The sequence below is a fragment of the Agarivorans sp. Alg241-V36 genome (genome assembly GCF_900537085.1).
GTDB lineage: Bacteria > Pseudomonadota > Gammaproteobacteria > Enterobacterales > Celerinatantimonadaceae > Agarivorans.
Genome location: NZ_UNRE01000005.1, coordinates 35,039 through 50,597, shown reverse-complemented (window position 1 = coordinate 50,597; position 15,559 = coordinate 35,039). Strand labels below are relative to the sequence as shown.

At 44.7% G+C, this 15,559-nt stretch carries 15 protein-coding genes; 10 read left to right on the top strand and 5 right to left on the bottom strand.

Features of this window, described 5'->3' with window-relative positions:
• Positions 1-113 precede the first annotated feature (113 nt).
• The 7 genes from G6R11_RS12265 to G6R11_RS12235 all read left to right on the top strand — a co-directional run bounded on the left by G6R11_RS12265 (position 114) and on the right by G6R11_RS12235 (position 6,795).
• Positions 114-1,259 (top strand): hypothetical protein, encoded by a 1,146-nt coding sequence (locus G6R11_RS12265; RefSeq protein WP_163133372.1) that lies wholly within the window; start codon positions 114-116, stop codon positions 1,257-1,259.
• A 226-nt stretch (positions 1,260-1,485) separates the two neighbouring features.
• Positions 1,486-2,256, top strand: coding sequence for a hypothetical protein (locus G6R11_RS12260; protein WP_163133371.1), 771 nt, complete (start codon positions 1,486-1,488; stop codon positions 2,254-2,256).
• A gap of 26 nt (positions 2,257-2,282) precedes the next feature.
• Positions 2,283-4,253, top strand: a complete 1,971-nt coding sequence (locus G6R11_RS12255) for a hypothetical protein (RefSeq protein WP_163133370.1) — start codon at positions 2,283-2,285, stop codon at positions 4,251-4,253.
• Between the two features lie 268 nt (positions 4,254-4,521).
• On the top strand, positions 4,522-5,334 hold the full coding sequence (locus tag G6R11_RS12250) for an ion transporter (RefSeq protein WP_163133369.1): 813 nt from the start codon (positions 4,522-4,524) through the stop codon (positions 5,332-5,334).
• A gap of 146 nt (positions 5,335-5,480) precedes the next feature.
• Positions 5,481-5,714: a hypothetical protein gene (locus G6R11_RS12245; protein ID WP_163133368.1), complete on the top strand. Its 234-nt coding sequence runs from the start codon at positions 5,481-5,483 to the stop codon at positions 5,712-5,714.
• Positions 5,715-5,844: 130 nt separating this feature from the next.
• Entirely contained in the window at positions 5,845-6,306 is a 462-nt protein-coding gene (locus G6R11_RS12240; RefSeq protein ID WP_163133367.1) for a hypothetical protein, read from the top strand.
• Between the two features lie 222 nt (positions 6,307-6,528).
• Positions 6,529-6,795, top strand: coding sequence for a hypothetical protein (locus tag G6R11_RS12235; RefSeq protein ID WP_163133366.1), 267 nt, complete (start codon positions 6,529-6,531; stop codon positions 6,793-6,795).
• A gap of 228 nt (positions 6,796-7,023) precedes the next feature.
• Here the strand turns inward: G6R11_RS12235 and G6R11_RS12230 are convergent, their stop codons facing one another.
• The gene (locus tag G6R11_RS12230) at positions 7,024-7,953 is read right to left on the bottom strand and encodes a LysR substrate-binding domain-containing protein (RefSeq protein WP_163133365.1); all 930 of its coding nucleotides are present in this window, start codon (positions 7,951-7,953) and stop codon (positions 7,024-7,026) included.
• Positions 7,954-8,067: 114 nt separating this feature from the next.
• On the opposite strand from G6R11_RS12230, the gene G6R11_RS12225 reads away from it, so the two are divergent.
• The 3 genes from G6R11_RS12225 (at position 8,068) to G6R11_RS12215 (ending at position 11,128) form a co-directional block, all read left to right on the top strand.
• Positions 8,068-9,381: a 6-phospho-beta-glucosidase gene (locus G6R11_RS12225; protein WP_163133364.1), complete on the top strand. Its 1,314-nt coding sequence runs from the start codon at positions 8,068-8,070 to the stop codon at positions 9,379-9,381.
• Positions 9,382-9,551: 170 nt separating this feature from the next.
• Positions 9,552-10,490, top strand: coding sequence for a hypothetical protein (locus G6R11_RS12220; RefSeq protein WP_163133363.1), 939 nt, complete (start codon positions 9,552-9,554; stop codon positions 10,488-10,490).
• Between the two features lie 8 nt (positions 10,491-10,498).
• The gene (locus tag G6R11_RS12215) at positions 10,499-11,128 is read left to right on the top strand and encodes a hypothetical protein (protein ID WP_163133362.1); all 630 of its coding nucleotides are present in this window, start codon (positions 10,499-10,501) and stop codon (positions 11,126-11,128) included.
• 132 nt (positions 11,129-11,260) lie between these two features.
• Here the strand turns inward: G6R11_RS12215 and urtE are convergent, their stop codons facing one another.
• The 4 genes from urtE to urtB are packed head-to-tail and all read right to left on the bottom strand — an operon-like array spanning position 11,261 to position 15,532.
• Positions 11,261-11,956 carry an urea ABC transporter ATP-binding subunit UrtE gene (urtE, locus tag G6R11_RS12210; RefSeq protein WP_163133361.1) on the bottom strand — a complete coding sequence of 232 codons (696 nt, stop codon included), beginning with the start codon at positions 11,954-11,956 and terminating at the stop codon, positions 11,261-11,263.
• An 11-nt stretch (positions 11,957-11,967) separates the two neighbouring features.
• Positions 11,968-12,726, bottom strand: coding sequence for an urea ABC transporter ATP-binding protein UrtD (gene urtD, locus G6R11_RS12205; protein ID WP_163133360.1), 759 nt, complete (start codon positions 12,724-12,726; stop codon positions 11,968-11,970).
• A complete protein-coding gene (gene urtC, locus G6R11_RS12200) occupies positions 12,719-13,921 on the bottom strand; it encodes an urea ABC transporter permease subunit UrtC (RefSeq protein WP_163133359.1) in 1,203 nt (400 codons plus the stop codon). Before urtC ends, urtD begins: the two co-directional genes overlap by 8 nt.
• A 3-nt stretch (positions 13,922-13,924) precedes the next feature.
• Positions 13,925-15,532 (bottom strand): urea ABC transporter permease subunit UrtB, encoded by a 1,608-nt coding sequence (gene urtB, locus G6R11_RS12195; RefSeq protein WP_163133358.1) that lies wholly within the window; start codon positions 15,530-15,532, stop codon positions 13,925-13,927.
• Positions 15,533-15,559 lie beyond the last annotated feature (27 nt).

Here is a 15,559-nt window from a genome sequence, read left to right as displayed (position 1 = left end):
CAGCGCTTTTCTATAAATGCTGGTCGATTAAACGCGCATGACAAGTTCATCACCTATAATCAACATTCAGTGCAAGCTTTACACATGTTGAATTGAGCAAACAAGGATCGCCAATGAGCAAACAGCTACCCCTTGCCCTCGCTAAATCACTTGCCTTAAGTGAAGATCTTGACCAGCTACAGTTTCATCACTTACTAGAAAATATTAGCCAAGATCCGCAATTAAAACAGTTTGCTCCAGACGGCGTTTGCCAAATTGACCCACGCAACGGTAACTTAGTGATTTACAATTCTGCGCGCGCTAAACGGGTGCATACCACAGCCCAACCTACAGCAGTGAAAGAGGACCAGCACTGCCCAATTTGTGAAGGAGAAAGCGCCGATATTCTCGACATAGCCGAACATAGCGAGGGTTTTACTTTTATCAACAAAAACCTCTACCCGATTTTCCACCCTATTGAAGACATTCCCATAGAAAATGCCGACTACTTTTTACATCAAGATCCCTATCACAATGGTCGCGCATCCTATGGTTTTCACCTATTGCAATGGACCTCATCGCTACACGATAAAGACTGGCACAACCTGCCGTTTGGCGATGCATTAATTAGCTTTAAACGCCTAGCAGCTTTAGAGAAAAACCTGTTGTGCCAACCCACCGATTTTATGTCGCGCTCAGAGACTCAAGTGAACCAGGAAGTGGTAAGTGGCTACGTCTCTATTATTAAAAACTTTGGCGCAACTGCCGGTGCTTCTTTAGTCCATGGCCACCAGCAAATTGCCTACAGCAACATACTGCCTCAGCACTTTTTCAATAACTTGCGCTTTAGAAAACGCCACAACAAATCCTTTAGCCGCTACATGTTAGAAGAAAACCCCAGCGAATTGCTGGTAAAAGACTATGGCGAAGTACAGTTAATCGTGCCGTATTTTATGAAGCGGCCTTTAGACATGCTGCTAATTGTGAAAGACAGTGACAAGCGCTACTTGCATCAGCTTAATAGCCCCGAGCAGCAACAATTGGTGGAAGGGATGCAGCATGCCATACAAGCTATTCTCCACCTCATGGAACAAATGGGTATTCCGCCTGCTTACAACATGATCATTAACAATGGGCCAGGTTGTGGTTTGTATCTTGAGTTTTTACCTAAAACTCAGATGATGGGCGGCTATGAGCAAATAGGCTTGTTTGTTTGTCAATCCAATGCTGCCCACTCAGCCGAGCAGTTGCGTCAGCAGATTTGTCTAAGCTCGGATTAGTAGCAAGATTTTGCACTACTTACCTACTAAGGCACTGCTCAATAACACAGCCCTATAATCAAACAAAAGTCATAACAATCAATCGAATGACAAATTTTTAAATATTATAATAATCTTTAGTACAAGCGCATTGTTAGTGTAATGTTCTTCGCGCAAAATCTGCATAGATGGGCGTTTCCCGTCCACATCTTGAGTTAACTAGACCAATTGCAGTAGCGAGAACAGAATGGAAACATCTCATCCAACCACCATTCGAGTGGGTAAAAATGACTATGACTTCAATATTATTTCAATAACAAAAACCTATGGTGGCTCTAAACACTTTAGTGATGGAATCAACATATATCTTGAGGATAACAACGGCAAAGTGGAAACAATGGGCGTCGATTTTAAGCCTGATATTCCACCAACCACTCAGCATATCTCAACCCTGTGGGGCGAAGATAAAAAAACCAAGAAGACCTTTCGTTTTGGCTACTTCCTTCACTCCAACGATTTCTTAGGTTATACCACGCAAGCAAACCTTCTTACGGCGGCCAAGCGCATCATTCCGCTACAAGGCTTTGCTGCAAAATTAGAAAAGTGGAGCCCGCTAATTACTGGCTTTTTGGTACTACTATTTGCTTGGTGTGCGTTCTGGGCGGGTTCAGGTATCAGTCGCTACGGGATAATGTCATTCTTTCAATCAATGCCTTATTTATTGCTCGACACCCCTTACTTAATTGCCAACTTTACTGATGCAACGCGTTACAGCGATGTAAGTTATGGCTGGGCGTTTATGGGAGCCATTGTCGGCTTTATTCTCAGCAAGGTGTTTGTTGGTATTCCACTTGGTCGCTTACGCAACAAGATGCGCTTAGCCTTTGGCCAAACCTTAAGACAAGAGTTAACAAGTGCCTTTGCTAATACGATCCAAGCAGCAGCTCCTGCCCCTGTTTCTGGTAGTTCAAACGCCGATGTAAAAACCGACGCCGACGGCTACCAAACTCTTATTTAATCCAAGATATCGTTTAAGGAACTAACATGTCTTTTGAACATGGCTCACTCGACTTAGGGATCCGCAATCCCTTCCGCTTTGAAGGTACCTTACGTGCCATTCGTGGCGGCATTACAGCCCTCCTAGGTTTACTCTCACTATTAAACGTAGCGAGTGCAGTACAAACTCACCCGATTACCGGATGGACCTTTGCCATCATCGGCTTTGTGTTAATGGCTAATGGCCTATGGACACTAGGGCGTGGCTTAATGCAGGTTATGCGCTTTTACGTAGGCCGCTCGGCGCCTACTTCACTGTCTTACAACCACGCAACGTCTGAGCAAGACAGCGCTAAGCGTGAGCAGCGCGATGTAGCCTACGACCAGCAACAAATTGAATCTATGCTGGTAGGCAGCAAAAACTACACCTTTAAAGAGCCAGTGGGTTTAGTAGCGAGAATGCTGCACACCCTCTTCCCTAAAATCACCTTTGTGCCTTACCCAATTCAAAACTTGGCGCAGCGCATTGTTGGGGCATTAGTGCAAACCTTGGTGGCGCTTTTTGCTTTTGCCATTTTAAGCTTTGTTACTTCGGTAGGTTTAGCGGGCGATAAAGCCACTATTCTTATGCCATTTTTTGCCTTTACCTTACTTTGCTACGTAGCATTAGTATGGTTTAGAGCTGGCCGACCGCTTAACCGCAGCTTAGGCCGTGGCATCGAAACTGTTAGTGCATTCGGCTTCGTGAAAATGGTCGCTGTGTGTGTGAGTGTACCGGTTATTATCAATGTCATTTTGGGTAAAATCTTTGCCTATGAGTTAGAGCATTATCAAGCCGTTATTGCCGCTCAATTACGTGGTTTAGAGATAGAAGTAGAGTTAAACGAAGGCATGACGTGGGCAACCCAAATGCTAGATTTAGCCTACAACAGCTATAGCAACTCTACCTGGCTGGGGCTAATTTTTGTGTTCTCCGTAATTAGCTGTGGTTTGGTATTAGGCTTAACCGCCTTGCGCGCAAAACAAGCTAATCCAACTACCGAGATCACCGACAAACTGCCTCGCACCAGCGAAGTAGGTGCTCGCCCAATGGATATATTCAACGAGTTTAACCACCAAGTGATGGAGCGTCGCCGTTACAAAAAGGTGCCAAACCGTATTTATAAACCTTTGAGTGCTCGCCAAAACCCAAACAATGGCGAATTTGATGGTGAACTGATTCAAGAAACTCAACCAAAAACCGTTGAGAAAAGCGACGAGCCAGTTAGCAAAAAAATGCGCATTGCCTCAACCAGTTTGGCTCAAGCGCTATTGCTAATAGCCACCTTACTAGTGTTTTACTCACTAACGCCGCTTACCACTTACACCAGCTTCTTCGACGGTGTTGTGTTTGACCAACTGAATGATGAAACTGGACCGGCGTTTGTACAAACTACCATTGAGAGCTTCTTCACCATTTTCACCTTGTTAGTTGCTGCGACAATTTGTGCCATTTTTGGCCGTTTGCTTAGCAACCTAAGCCACCCATTCTGGAGTGAAATTCAGTTTGAATCGAGCTTGGTTTACTTCAAGTGTAAAGGCACGGTTAAAGAAGATACGCGCACCTTTGGTAAAGGTTATAACGACAGCACTAGCCTAGAAACTAGCGTGTTCACCTCTACCATTCAGCCTCGTTTGTTTGTAACGCGAGTAATTAGCTCAACCTTTGCTGGCATTGGTAGCACTAACCTAATGTTCCCGCGCCATATTATGACCATGCATGGAGACGAGAACCTCGCCGACGAACTGCACCACGAACTGATGCACAGCATCGGCAACCGCGCAGGTACCGCAGCTATGAACGACGAACAGCGTAAAGTAGTAGACGAGTACAATAGCTCTAACCTGCAAATGAAAGCAGAGTCAGCGCCCGAGCGCTTAGCTAATCGCAGCAGCGAGCTAAGTTTAGACGCGCCCAAGGCCCAAGCCGCTCTAGCGCAAAAAGAAGATCATGAAGCAGAAACTAGCCTAGAAAACTAAGCCTAACCTGCTAAACCCCAAAAGCCGCTTTATTTAAAGCGGCTTTTTTATCGGCTCAATTGATTAAACGTCAGTAACTAACCGCGCTGTTGTGAACAGATGTTACGGTTTGATAACTTGCTAGAGGCATATAATCAATGCCAAGCGGTTTATCAACAAAGCCATTAATAACGCTTAATCGGCTAATCTTCACCTGGAAAGCTTGAGTTAGTAGCCTCGCTTACGGCAAAATCACTTACAGCATTTCTTAACACTGCAGTAACAAAATTTGACCAACAAAAGCCAAAACCTACAAAGCCAATTTGAACGCCTAAAACGCAACAAGCTGTTCGAGTTGTTTGTTATTTCGGTGATCTTAGTCTCCGCACTGCTAATTGGCGCTAAAACCTACGCGCTGCCACCTAAAGTGATTACCGCCACCATCATTCTCGACTACCTAATCACGCTATTTTTTGTGGTAGAAATTAGCATTCGCTTTATTGCAGAGCCCAATAAAAAGCGCTTCTTCAACAACTTTTGGAATCTATTCGACAGCTTAATTGTGCTGGTAAGCCTAGTGCCTATCGAGAACTCTGAGCTCGCCATTGTTGGCCGCTTAATTCGAGTATTTAGGGTGCTGCGGATGGTATCGATAATTCCAGAGCTGCGCATTTTACTAACTTCGCTGGTCAAAGCCTTGCCACAGCTAGGCTACGTAATGCTGCTGATGTTCATCATCTTCTACATTTACGCCGCCATTGGCAGCACCTTGTTCGAAACCATTAACCCAACACTGTGGGGCGACATTGCCATTTCAATGCTTACCTTGTTCCGGGTAATGACCTTTGAAGATTGGACCGACGTAATGTACGAAACCATGCAGGTTTACAGCCTAAGCTGGATCTACTTCCTTAGCTTTATCTTCCTGTCGGCCTTTGCTTTTCTCAACATGGTGATTGGCATTGTGGTGAATGTGATGGAGCAAGAACACGCCAAAGTGCGTGAAGAAAAAAGCCTAGCCGATGGCACCAACGAGCCAAGCCTGCGTGAGTTACAACAAGAACTTAGCGAGATTAAGGCCCTGCTCCAACAGCAAAAATAAGCGCTCTGCCACTAGGCTTAAGGGCATATTCGCCCTCTAGCCTTTTGGCTTTAAACAGTCACACCGAACAAATACCAAACAAACACTTGCTCCAAACTAAACGATAGTTAATGATAAGTATTCGCAACAAGTGTTTGGACATGACTATGAAACATCACTCCTCAAAATCACCAAGGATCCAATTAAGTCTGTCGGTTGATAAGCTACAAGAGCTGCTTGCTCAAGGAGCAATTTGCATTAACGACTTGGCAGATATACAGCCAGAAGCAAAACCCATCCTGTGGAAGCTTTGCCTGCAAAACTGCAAGTCAGGCGCTTGCGAGCGACGGCCTAAAGCAGTGAATGATGGGACAACGCTAAAAGTTAAGAACCTCGACTAAATGCTAGTAGCCCAAAGATTGAGGCGGTATGACCAAGTTAACGATTAATATTTAACTTGTGAGCATTTGAACTAGTAGTATCCTTTAATACTTCTCCCAAAGACCTGCAGTATAAAAACAAGAAGGTAGTGTGAAAAAGCTAGTTATTTCACTACTAAGCATGGTCTGCTTAATTGGCATGTTTATGTTAGGCATTTATTCTCATGAGGTTTACCTGAGAGTCATGCCTAAACCAGTGTTACCAAAACATGACTATGCCCTGTGGAAGCTAATCAGTACTAATGAGAGTGGCGAACTAAATTTAGCAAAACTCGGCAGCCAAGCGTGGACAAAAGTCTGCTTCCTTGGTCCCTACAATGAAGATTCAGCTGGCTTACTTGGCTTTGATTGGAACATTAAAGATTACACCAAGGCTTTACGCTTTGACGGACACAACGTATTGATATTCGCCTCAAACGAACATGTTATAGATTTTATTGTTCAACCCCGCAGCCATGGTGACTTTGCGGAGCTATCGGGAACTTGCTTAGCTCGAGAAAATTCAACACTAATAAGCTCAACGCAATCGCATTCTTATAAGCACAGAAACTAGACGAACCAAAGTTCATACCGAGAGTTTTTTATTAAAGCCCGTGCTAATTAAACCAACCCCAAAGCAGCCCTCACAAAAACAAGTGACACTATGGATCGTTACTAGTATGATTTTTATCAATAGAGGTGCGGCAAAGACTATTTGCTGCAGTAAGATCAAACAAACTCTTGCATCTAGGTCACTAAGCTAAGCATATTTACCATTCACCTTAAGAGGGATCTTATGACCAAACATAAGAAGAAAGGCCTATTCCTATTAGCAATTAACCTTGTCGTACTAATCATTGCGTATGTTTTGTTACAACTGGATATTGGAGGCTTACTTGCGGGGATAGTAATGGTTGTTGAATTCTTTGCCGTGATGATGATTGCGATTCGCTACTTTGTTTATGATGCGGACGAAACACCCCAATCAGTGCTCGATGATTTTGGGAAAAACACGGCAAAGGCCGAGATTGAAGCCTTTAAAGCTCGCTCAAACCGAGATTGAAGAGTTACCGTGTAGGCACTTAAATTATGAATGCTGTAGACCAGATAGAGGGGCTAGGTCATTTTGAATAGCCTATGCTGCTACTCTCCGTTAATTTCACTATGACCCCATTAACTTGTTTCTGCCCCATTGTACGTTAGAACAATGGCTTATTCATACATCAATAGTGCTCGCAAGTAACTATCGCTCAGGCCAAGTAAAGCATATTAAAGGGTGGGGGCGAATACTTTAGACTTCTAGCTCTTCCAATTGTGAAGAAATCCAGTTTATAAATGCTGCTATCTTAGGCCTAGTTTGTTGCCCTTTCATACATATTAAATCGTATCCAAGGCCTGACGGCACTTCGGAAAGTAGCATTCGTAGCTCTCCATTATCTAAATATTCTTGCACTAGTGATTTTCGTGCAATGCCAATACCTAAGCCACTTCGTGCTGCAATCATAGCCATATCAGCGTGATTAATAAGAAACGTATTTTTCATTACATCTAGAGATAGAATTTCTTCGTTTTGTTGCCCTGCTRACCATACAGACCATTCTTTGCTTGATTGACTACCTTCTAATGATTCTGTGCAGTGGATAAAAGTAGCGTTGGAGAGTTGCATCGCTATGGGTTCATCGCTTTCAAAATGTTTAGCGAAATAATCAGGGCTGCAAACTGGTACCAACACTTCATCAAACAAACGTTGATGATAGAACTCAGGGTGTTCGTTATTGCTGTAGTAAATGGCTATATCGACAGGTTCATGTTGAAAGTTTATGCGACTCGCTTTTACTCTCAGTTTGATATTAAGGTTAGGATAGCGTTGTTGAAATTCTGGAAGYCTTTCTAGTATCCACCTTTGGGCAAACGTTGGTGCTACGCCTATGTATAGCTCGCCATGCAATTCGTTGAATTTAATGTCGTCGAGTTCTGAAAATATGACATCGAAAGATTGATTCAATGCCTGCAGCAAGCGTTCTCCCTCATTTGTCAGCTTAAGTTTTCTTGTCAATCTTACAAACAGACTAAAACCAAGTTGCTCTTCCAAAGATTTAATGCGTTGGCTAACTGCGCCCTGTGAAATAAACAGTTCTTCTCCTGCTTTGGTAAAGCTCAGAGACTTTCCTGCGACGGCAAAGACGTACATGTTGGATAGCATTTGCAGTTTTCGATTCATAGTGCACACACCGCCATGGATTAGAATAGCTAATTTGTAGCAAGTTATTACTGGTTTGTAAACAAGCTTTATATGCCTTTAAATTAACTCATCTTATCCATACAAGGCATCACGATGAACAAACACTTAAAAATCACCATTATTGGCGCAGGCTCAAGTTACACTCCAGAACTCATTGAAGGTCTAATTAAGCGTAATGATGAATTGCCAATTGGCGAGTTATGGCTGGTTGATATTGAAGAGGGTCTCGAAAAAGTTAGCATTATTGGTGAATTGACTCGCCGTATGCTGGCTAAGAATAATATGTCACATATTGATGTTCATGTGACCTTGGAGCGAAAGCCTGCCCTAGAAGGTGCCGATTTTGTTTGTTCGCAGTTCCGCGCAGGGTGTTTGGAAGGTCGAATTCGTGATGAACGGATTTCCCTAAAGTATGGAATGATTGGTCAAGAAACCAATGGATTAGGTGGGTTTGCAAACGCGTGTCGCACGATTCCTATTGCCTTAGAAATTGCACGAGAAATGGAAGTTCTATGCCCTGATGCTTGGCTACTGAACTTCACCAATCCATCGGGCATGGTAACTGAAGCCATCTTGAAACACACCAAAGTGAAGGCTGTTGGTTTGTGCAATGTGCCTGTCATTATGCAAAAAGGCATCGCAAAAATACTGGATGCCAATGAACAGGACTTTGTATTACAAGTCGCGGGACTAAATCACTTTATTTGGGCACGTAAAGTATTACACGAAGGCCGTGACAAGCTACAAGATGTGGTGGAAGAGATGMTTTCAGGTAACGATCCACTCGTACCACAGAATATTYCTCCGTTTAAATGGCCAGCAGAACTATTGCGTAATATGGGTATGATTCCCTGCGCGTATTTACGTTACTACTACACCAGCGAAGACATTATGGGTCAAGAACTGGAAGAGGCGAGTGGCGMAGGTACTCGCGGTGAAGTCGTTAAAGCCATGGAAAATCGATTGTTTGATATTTACCGCAATCCAGAATTAAACGAAAAGCCGAAAGAGCTAGAAAAACGTGGTGGCCAATACTATTCAGAGGCTGCCTGTGAACTAATGAGCTCTATCTTCAATGACAAACGCACCATCATGCATGTGAACACGAGAAACAATGGTGCGATTGAAGGTCTACCGTATGACTGTACTGTCGAAGTAAGCAGCATGATCACCAAATCAGGTCCACTTCCATTGAACGTTGCACCCTTCCCCAAGGACACACTGCGTCTAATTCAAGTCTTGAAAGAGTTTGAAACATTGACCGTTGAAGCTGCGGTTACTGGGGACAGAAATACAGCTCACCGAGCGCTAATTTTGAACCCACTCGTTACGACAGGAACCGTTCTAGAAACGGCCTTGAATGAAACGATTGAAGCAAACTTAGATTACATGCCTCAGTTTCGCTAAAGCACCTGTCTTTATTGTGCTTTGACTAGCAAGTTCCTAAAGGGCATTCGGTGCAGTGTCCTTTGTGAATCTTAATCAGTCGAGGTTCACCCCCAACTAATTAAACACTTTGGTCACGGTCTCTTTCCTTTATAGGAGACCGCCCTTTTAACTTTATCGAGAACAATATAATGAAAAATTCACTTATCGCTGCATCTGTAATCGCAGCGCTATCATTCAACGCAACTGCTTCTGACCTAGAGGCATACGAGCCAGTTGATAACAGCTCTTCTATGTCTACCTCTGATAAGGTCGCAGCTGGGCTCTTCTCTGCTGCAGCTGTAGGCATCGCATTACTTAGTTCTTCTTCATCTAGCAATGATGGTGATAACACTCCTGACTATGATTCACCTGACCAACCAATCGCAGGTGCTCCAGTACAACCGCCAGTAATTGACGGCGGTTCTGGCATTGACAACCCAATTGCAGGTATTCCTTCACAACCGCCAGTAATTGACGATGGTTCTGGCATTGACAACCCAATTGCAGGTATTCCTTCACAACCGCCAGTAATTGACGATGGTTCTGGTATTGACAACCCTATCGGTACGGACCCTGGCTTCGGTGACGGCAACGTAAGCGATGTTGCTGATAACATTACTATTGAGCAAATGCCTCTAGGTGGCATCTCTATTTCAACCGAGAATGGCACTACTTTCGTTGACGCTAATACTGTTGATGCTTGGAAAGAAATGATGAGCATGACTCAGACTGACGAAGAGCGCCGAGCTGTAGTTGGTGGTTTCCTAGCTGTAAACGGTGGCGACATCTTCGCTGATGGTGTACGAGAACATGCTTGGGGTACGTTCATGGCTGGTTACCAAGACTGGGCTGAAGATAACAAACTACGTGCTGTTAAGTTAATGGGTGTTGAAGCTGGCGCTGATGGCCTAGTTCGCGATGGCTACTCTTTAGGAGCTTACCTGCTAACTGGTGAGCAGATGACTACTGAAGAGGCTCGTAAAGAACTGAACAAACACATCACTGAGAACCTGCCTAAGCCAGACTCAATCGACCGCACTAAGCTAAACAACATCAAAGCGAAAGCACAAGCTCGCTTTAAGTCATAAGTTAAACCATGAAACTCCGCCTGTTAGCTATCACACTACTAAGTTTTAACATTCAGGCGGAGATCTTGGACACTATTACGGACACGTTTTCGATATCATTTGGTTCAGATACAACCGCTACACTGAATGCAAGCTACGATCTTAACGATTCATGGCGAGTGTTCGGCGAAGTGGATACAGAAGGCTACGGAGAGTTTGGCTTCGGCTACTCATTCTTGACCGGAAGTGTCTACCATGAGATTGCTGGATATGTATCTTCACCTGGACAACTCTCAGAGTTCTCAGTCAAACCGTGGTTAGGTTACTTTGTCGCAGGATACGTGACTGACTCAACCGTGCTATATGGTTCACTTGACCTTGGTTACGATCAAGCCGAGCCGATCAATACAGTGCACAAAACTAATGTGGATACTTCCCTTGGTCTCGTGCAAGAGGTGACTGACTGGTTAAGCTTCGGATATGAGTTTAGTCATTACCATTCGTTCCATGTTGCAAAGCATTGGGGCAACAAAGGTTCAATGAACACTCATGAAGTCTCTGCCATGTTCAACATTAAGGGGGTGAAACCAACGATTAGATACCACATTTCCGAAGACTTCGACAATTATGTCGAACTCGGATTAAGTTTCGACTTTTAAAACGAGAAATACTGGACACCCGTAACTTAACTAGCAAGCTGTTGTCCAAAAACGAGTTAAAGCTTGGCTACAGCTTATCAGCACAAAAAAAGCCGCTCTTGTGAGCGGCTATATCATTAACGCGAGTTAACTTTAAACACTCATCCAGCGCTTAACATCGGCTTCATCTACTTCGTCTTTGCTGCCTTGCAACACTACGTTACCGCGATCTAATACGGTGTAGTTGTCGGCAAGGGCTACCGCAAAATCAAAATATTGCTCTACTAATACAATCGCCATTTCGCCGCGATCGCGCAGTAGTGCCAATACCTTTTGGATGTCTTTAATAATTGAAGGTTGAATCCCCTCGGTGGGTTCGTCCAACATTAGCAATTTTGGGCGCATAATTAGTGCCCGAGCTATCGCTAATTGTTGCTGCTGCCCCCCCGATAAATCGCCGCCTCGGCGCGCCAGCATTTGCTTTAACACCGGGAATAAACGAAAGATTTCGTCGGGAATAAAACGCTCTGATTTTGGCAGTACCGAGAATCCCGTTTTAAGATTCTCCAGCACCGTTAGTTGGCCAAATATCTCACGCCCTTGCGGCACAATAGCAATGCCTTGTTTAGCCCGTTGAGCTGGCGACATTTTGCTAATGTCTTTACCGTTAAACATAATACTGCCGGCGCTAATGCTTTGTTGTCCCGCTAAGGCTTTAAGCAAGGTAGTTTTACCCACTCCGTTGCGCCCGAGCACACAACTTATTTTGCCAGGCTCGGCACTTAAGCCTACATTGTAAAGCGCTTGACTGGCCCCGTAATGGCTATCAACTTGAGAAAGTTCTAGCATAAATGATCCTCCTAACGCCCTAAGTAAACTTCGATGACTTGCTGATTTTGTTGCACTTGCTCAAGGCTACCTTGGGCGAGTACCGAACCTTCGTGTAGCACCGTTACTGGGCAATCGAGGGCTTTTACAAAATCCATATCGTGCTCTACCACTACCAAAGAGTGCTTTTTGGCGAGCTCTTTAAATAGTTCGGCGGTAAGGGCGGTTTCTTCGTCGGTCATACCGGCGGCGGGTTCGTCAATTAACAACAACTGCGGCTCTTGCATGATTAACATGCCAATCTCTAGCCACTGTTTTTGGCCATGTGATAAAGAGCCAGCCTGCCAATCTTGCTTATCGGCTAAGCGAATTAAGGCTAAGGTATCGCCAATTTGCTTGTTATCGCTAGAGGACAATTTATGTATTAATGACTCGAACACGCCACGACGCCCCGCCAAGGCCAACTCCAGGTTTTCGAACACCGTGAGGTTTTCGATTACCGAGGGTTTTTGAAACTTTCGGCCAATGCCAATGTTGGCAATTTCGGCTTCGTCGTGTTGGGTTAGGTCGATGTCATTGTTGAAAAACACTGTGCCTTCATCGGGGCGAAGCTTGCCGGTAATCACATCCATCATAGTGGTTTTACCGGCGCCATTAGGGCCAATAATGGCGCGCATTTGGCCGGGTTCTAAAATCAATGACAAGCTGTTTAAGGCTTTAAAACCATCAAAGCTTTTGGTTACACCGTCTACATACAAAATGGTGTCTTGAGGAATATGTACACTACGCATTTGCTGCTCCCTCCGATGGTTGTTCTTTGCTGGTTTTGCTTTCTGCTACTACAGGTTTCTCAACGCTAACAGCGCTAGGTTTAGTCGCGGCTCGCTCTTGCAACTTAGCTTTAATGCTGCCGTACAAACCCACTACGCCTTTTGGTAGCCACAAGGTAGTAACCACAAACAACGCACCTAAGAAGAACAACCATAGTTCTGGGAATGCACCGGTAAACCAAGATTTACCAAAGTTAACCAATAGCGCGCCAAACACTGCACCAAACAAGGTGCCACGGCCACCAACAGCTACCCAAACTATACTTTCGATAGAGTTAAGCGGAGCAAATTCACCAGGGTTAATAATGCCCACTTGTGGCACATACAAAGCACCTGCTACGCCAGCCAACATGGCTGAAACCACAAATACAAACAGCTTAAAGCGCTCTACGCGGTAACCAATAAAACGGGTACGGCTTTCACTGTCACGCACCGCAATCAATACTCGACCAAGCTTAGAGTTCACTATCCAACGACACAGCACATAAGCACCGGCCAAAGCCAAAGCACTTAAGGCAAATAGTACCGCCCGGGTTGAATCGGCTTGCAAACTAAAACCAAGAATGTCTTTGAAATCGGTTAAACCGTTATTACCACCAAAGCCCATGTCATTGCGGAAAAACGCCAACATCAGCGCATAGGTAAGTGCTTGGGTAATAATCGATAGGTAAACCCCAGTAACTCGCGAACGGAAGGCCAAGTAGCCAAAGATGAAGGCTAAAATGCCCGGTGCTAAAAACACCATTAACATGGCAAAGGGGAACATATCAAAGCCCATCCAATACCATGGCAATTCCGACCAATCGAGGAATACCATGAAGTCGGGTAATTCTGGGTTGGCATATACACCACGGTCGCCAATTTGGCGCATCAAGTACATGCCCATGGCATAGCCGCCCAGCGCAAAAAACGCGCCGTGTCCCAAACTTAAAATACCGCAATAACCCCACACCAAATCAACGGCAATCGCTAATAGCGCGTAACACAGATATTTACCTAACAAAGTTACCCAGTACGAGCTTAAATGCATTGGGTTTTCTGGGCTTAGTGCCAAGCTCATTATCGGCACTAAAATCGCTGACAATAACAAAGCCAGCAACATGGCGTTGCCCACTTTGTCTTTCACTAAAAATCGAACTAATACAGACTTAGGCATGCTTTAGTCCTCCACCGTACGGCCTTTCAAGGCAAACAAGCCTCGTGGACGTTTTTGAATAAATAGAATGATGAACACGAGAACCAAAATCTTCGCCAATACTGCACCGGCGAATGGTTCCATTAGCTTGTTAGCCACGCCTAGGGTAAGCGCACCAATCACTGTGCCAAATAAGTTACCCACGCCGCCAAATACCACCACCATGAAGGAATCGATAATGTAGTTTTGGCCAAGGTTAGGGCCTACGTTAGTTAGCTGACTTAAAGCCACACCGGCAATACCAGCAATGCCCGAGCCAAGACCAAAGGTCATGGCGTCTACCCAACTAGAGCGAATGCCCATTGAGTTAGCCATTGGACGGTTTTGGGTTACCGCACGCATTTGCAAACCAAAGAAGGTTTTACGCAAAATGGTCCACAAAGTTGCAACAACCATAAAGCTGAAAATAATGATGTAGAGGCGGTTATAGGTAAGTGACAATACGCCGTTAATTTCTAGCGAGCCGCTCATCCATTGCGGGGTAATCACCGCTTGGTTAAGTGGGCCAAAAATACTACGTACTGCTTGTTGCAAAATAAGGCTTAAACCAAAGGTGGCGAGTAGCGTTTCTAGTGGGCGACCGTATAGGAAGCGGATAACGCCGCGCTCAATTAATACCCCTACTAAGCCAGATACAAGGAAGGCGGTAGGAATTGCCACCAGCAAAGACCACTCAATATTGTTTGGCATTAGTTGCTGCACCACATAGGTGGTGTAAGCGCCCAGCATAATCATTTCGCCGTGGGCCATGTTAATTACGCCCATCACACCAAAGGTAATCGCTAAGCCTACTGCGGCTAGCAGCAACACTGCGCCTAGGCTTAAACCAAAGTAGATGTTCTCGGCTACGCTGTTTATTTGCAGCAGCTGCTCATTAGTAGCAATGGCGCTATCAATGGCCGCGAGCACTGCGCTGTCTTGCTCACTAGCTTGCTGCTTCACCAGCACGTTACGTGAGGCAGGATCCAACTGACCCGACAATAAATTAGCCGCAGCTAAACGCTCAGCCGTTTCGCCATATTGAAGGTTGATGATGGCCTGCATTTCTTTAAGTTTGGCAATCACCTTTTCGTCTTGCTCGGCCACCATGCGCTGCTCAATAAGCGGCGTATGTGATTGGTCAGCAGTATTCATTAAAGAACGAATCGCAGCTATTCGAGCGCTGGCTTCTTCGGCATTTAAACCAATAAGCGCCAAGCCATTACGAAGCTGTCGACGAATTTTGTTATTAACCGAGATTTTCTTAATCAGAGATTTTTTAACGCTGCCTAATTCAGCGCCGTCAACCACCGAACTTAAGTTATAAAGGCTGCCTTCTTTTACCGCGACTACCACTTTTTTATCGGATTTTTGGTAGTACAGATTGGCACTTAATAAACTTTCGAAGATCAGGCTATTACGCTCATCTCCGCTAGCAATTAGCTGTTCAATGGCTTGTTGTTTTTGACTATTTTTTTTTGCAGTTAAGGCCTGCACTGCCTGCTCCCAATCACTTGCTGCAGCTGGTAATACCCAAAGCATGAGTAAAACACCGGCTAATAAGCGTGCGAAGCGTGATATGTATATGCTCAAAACAATCCCTACTCTTGATTGATTCAA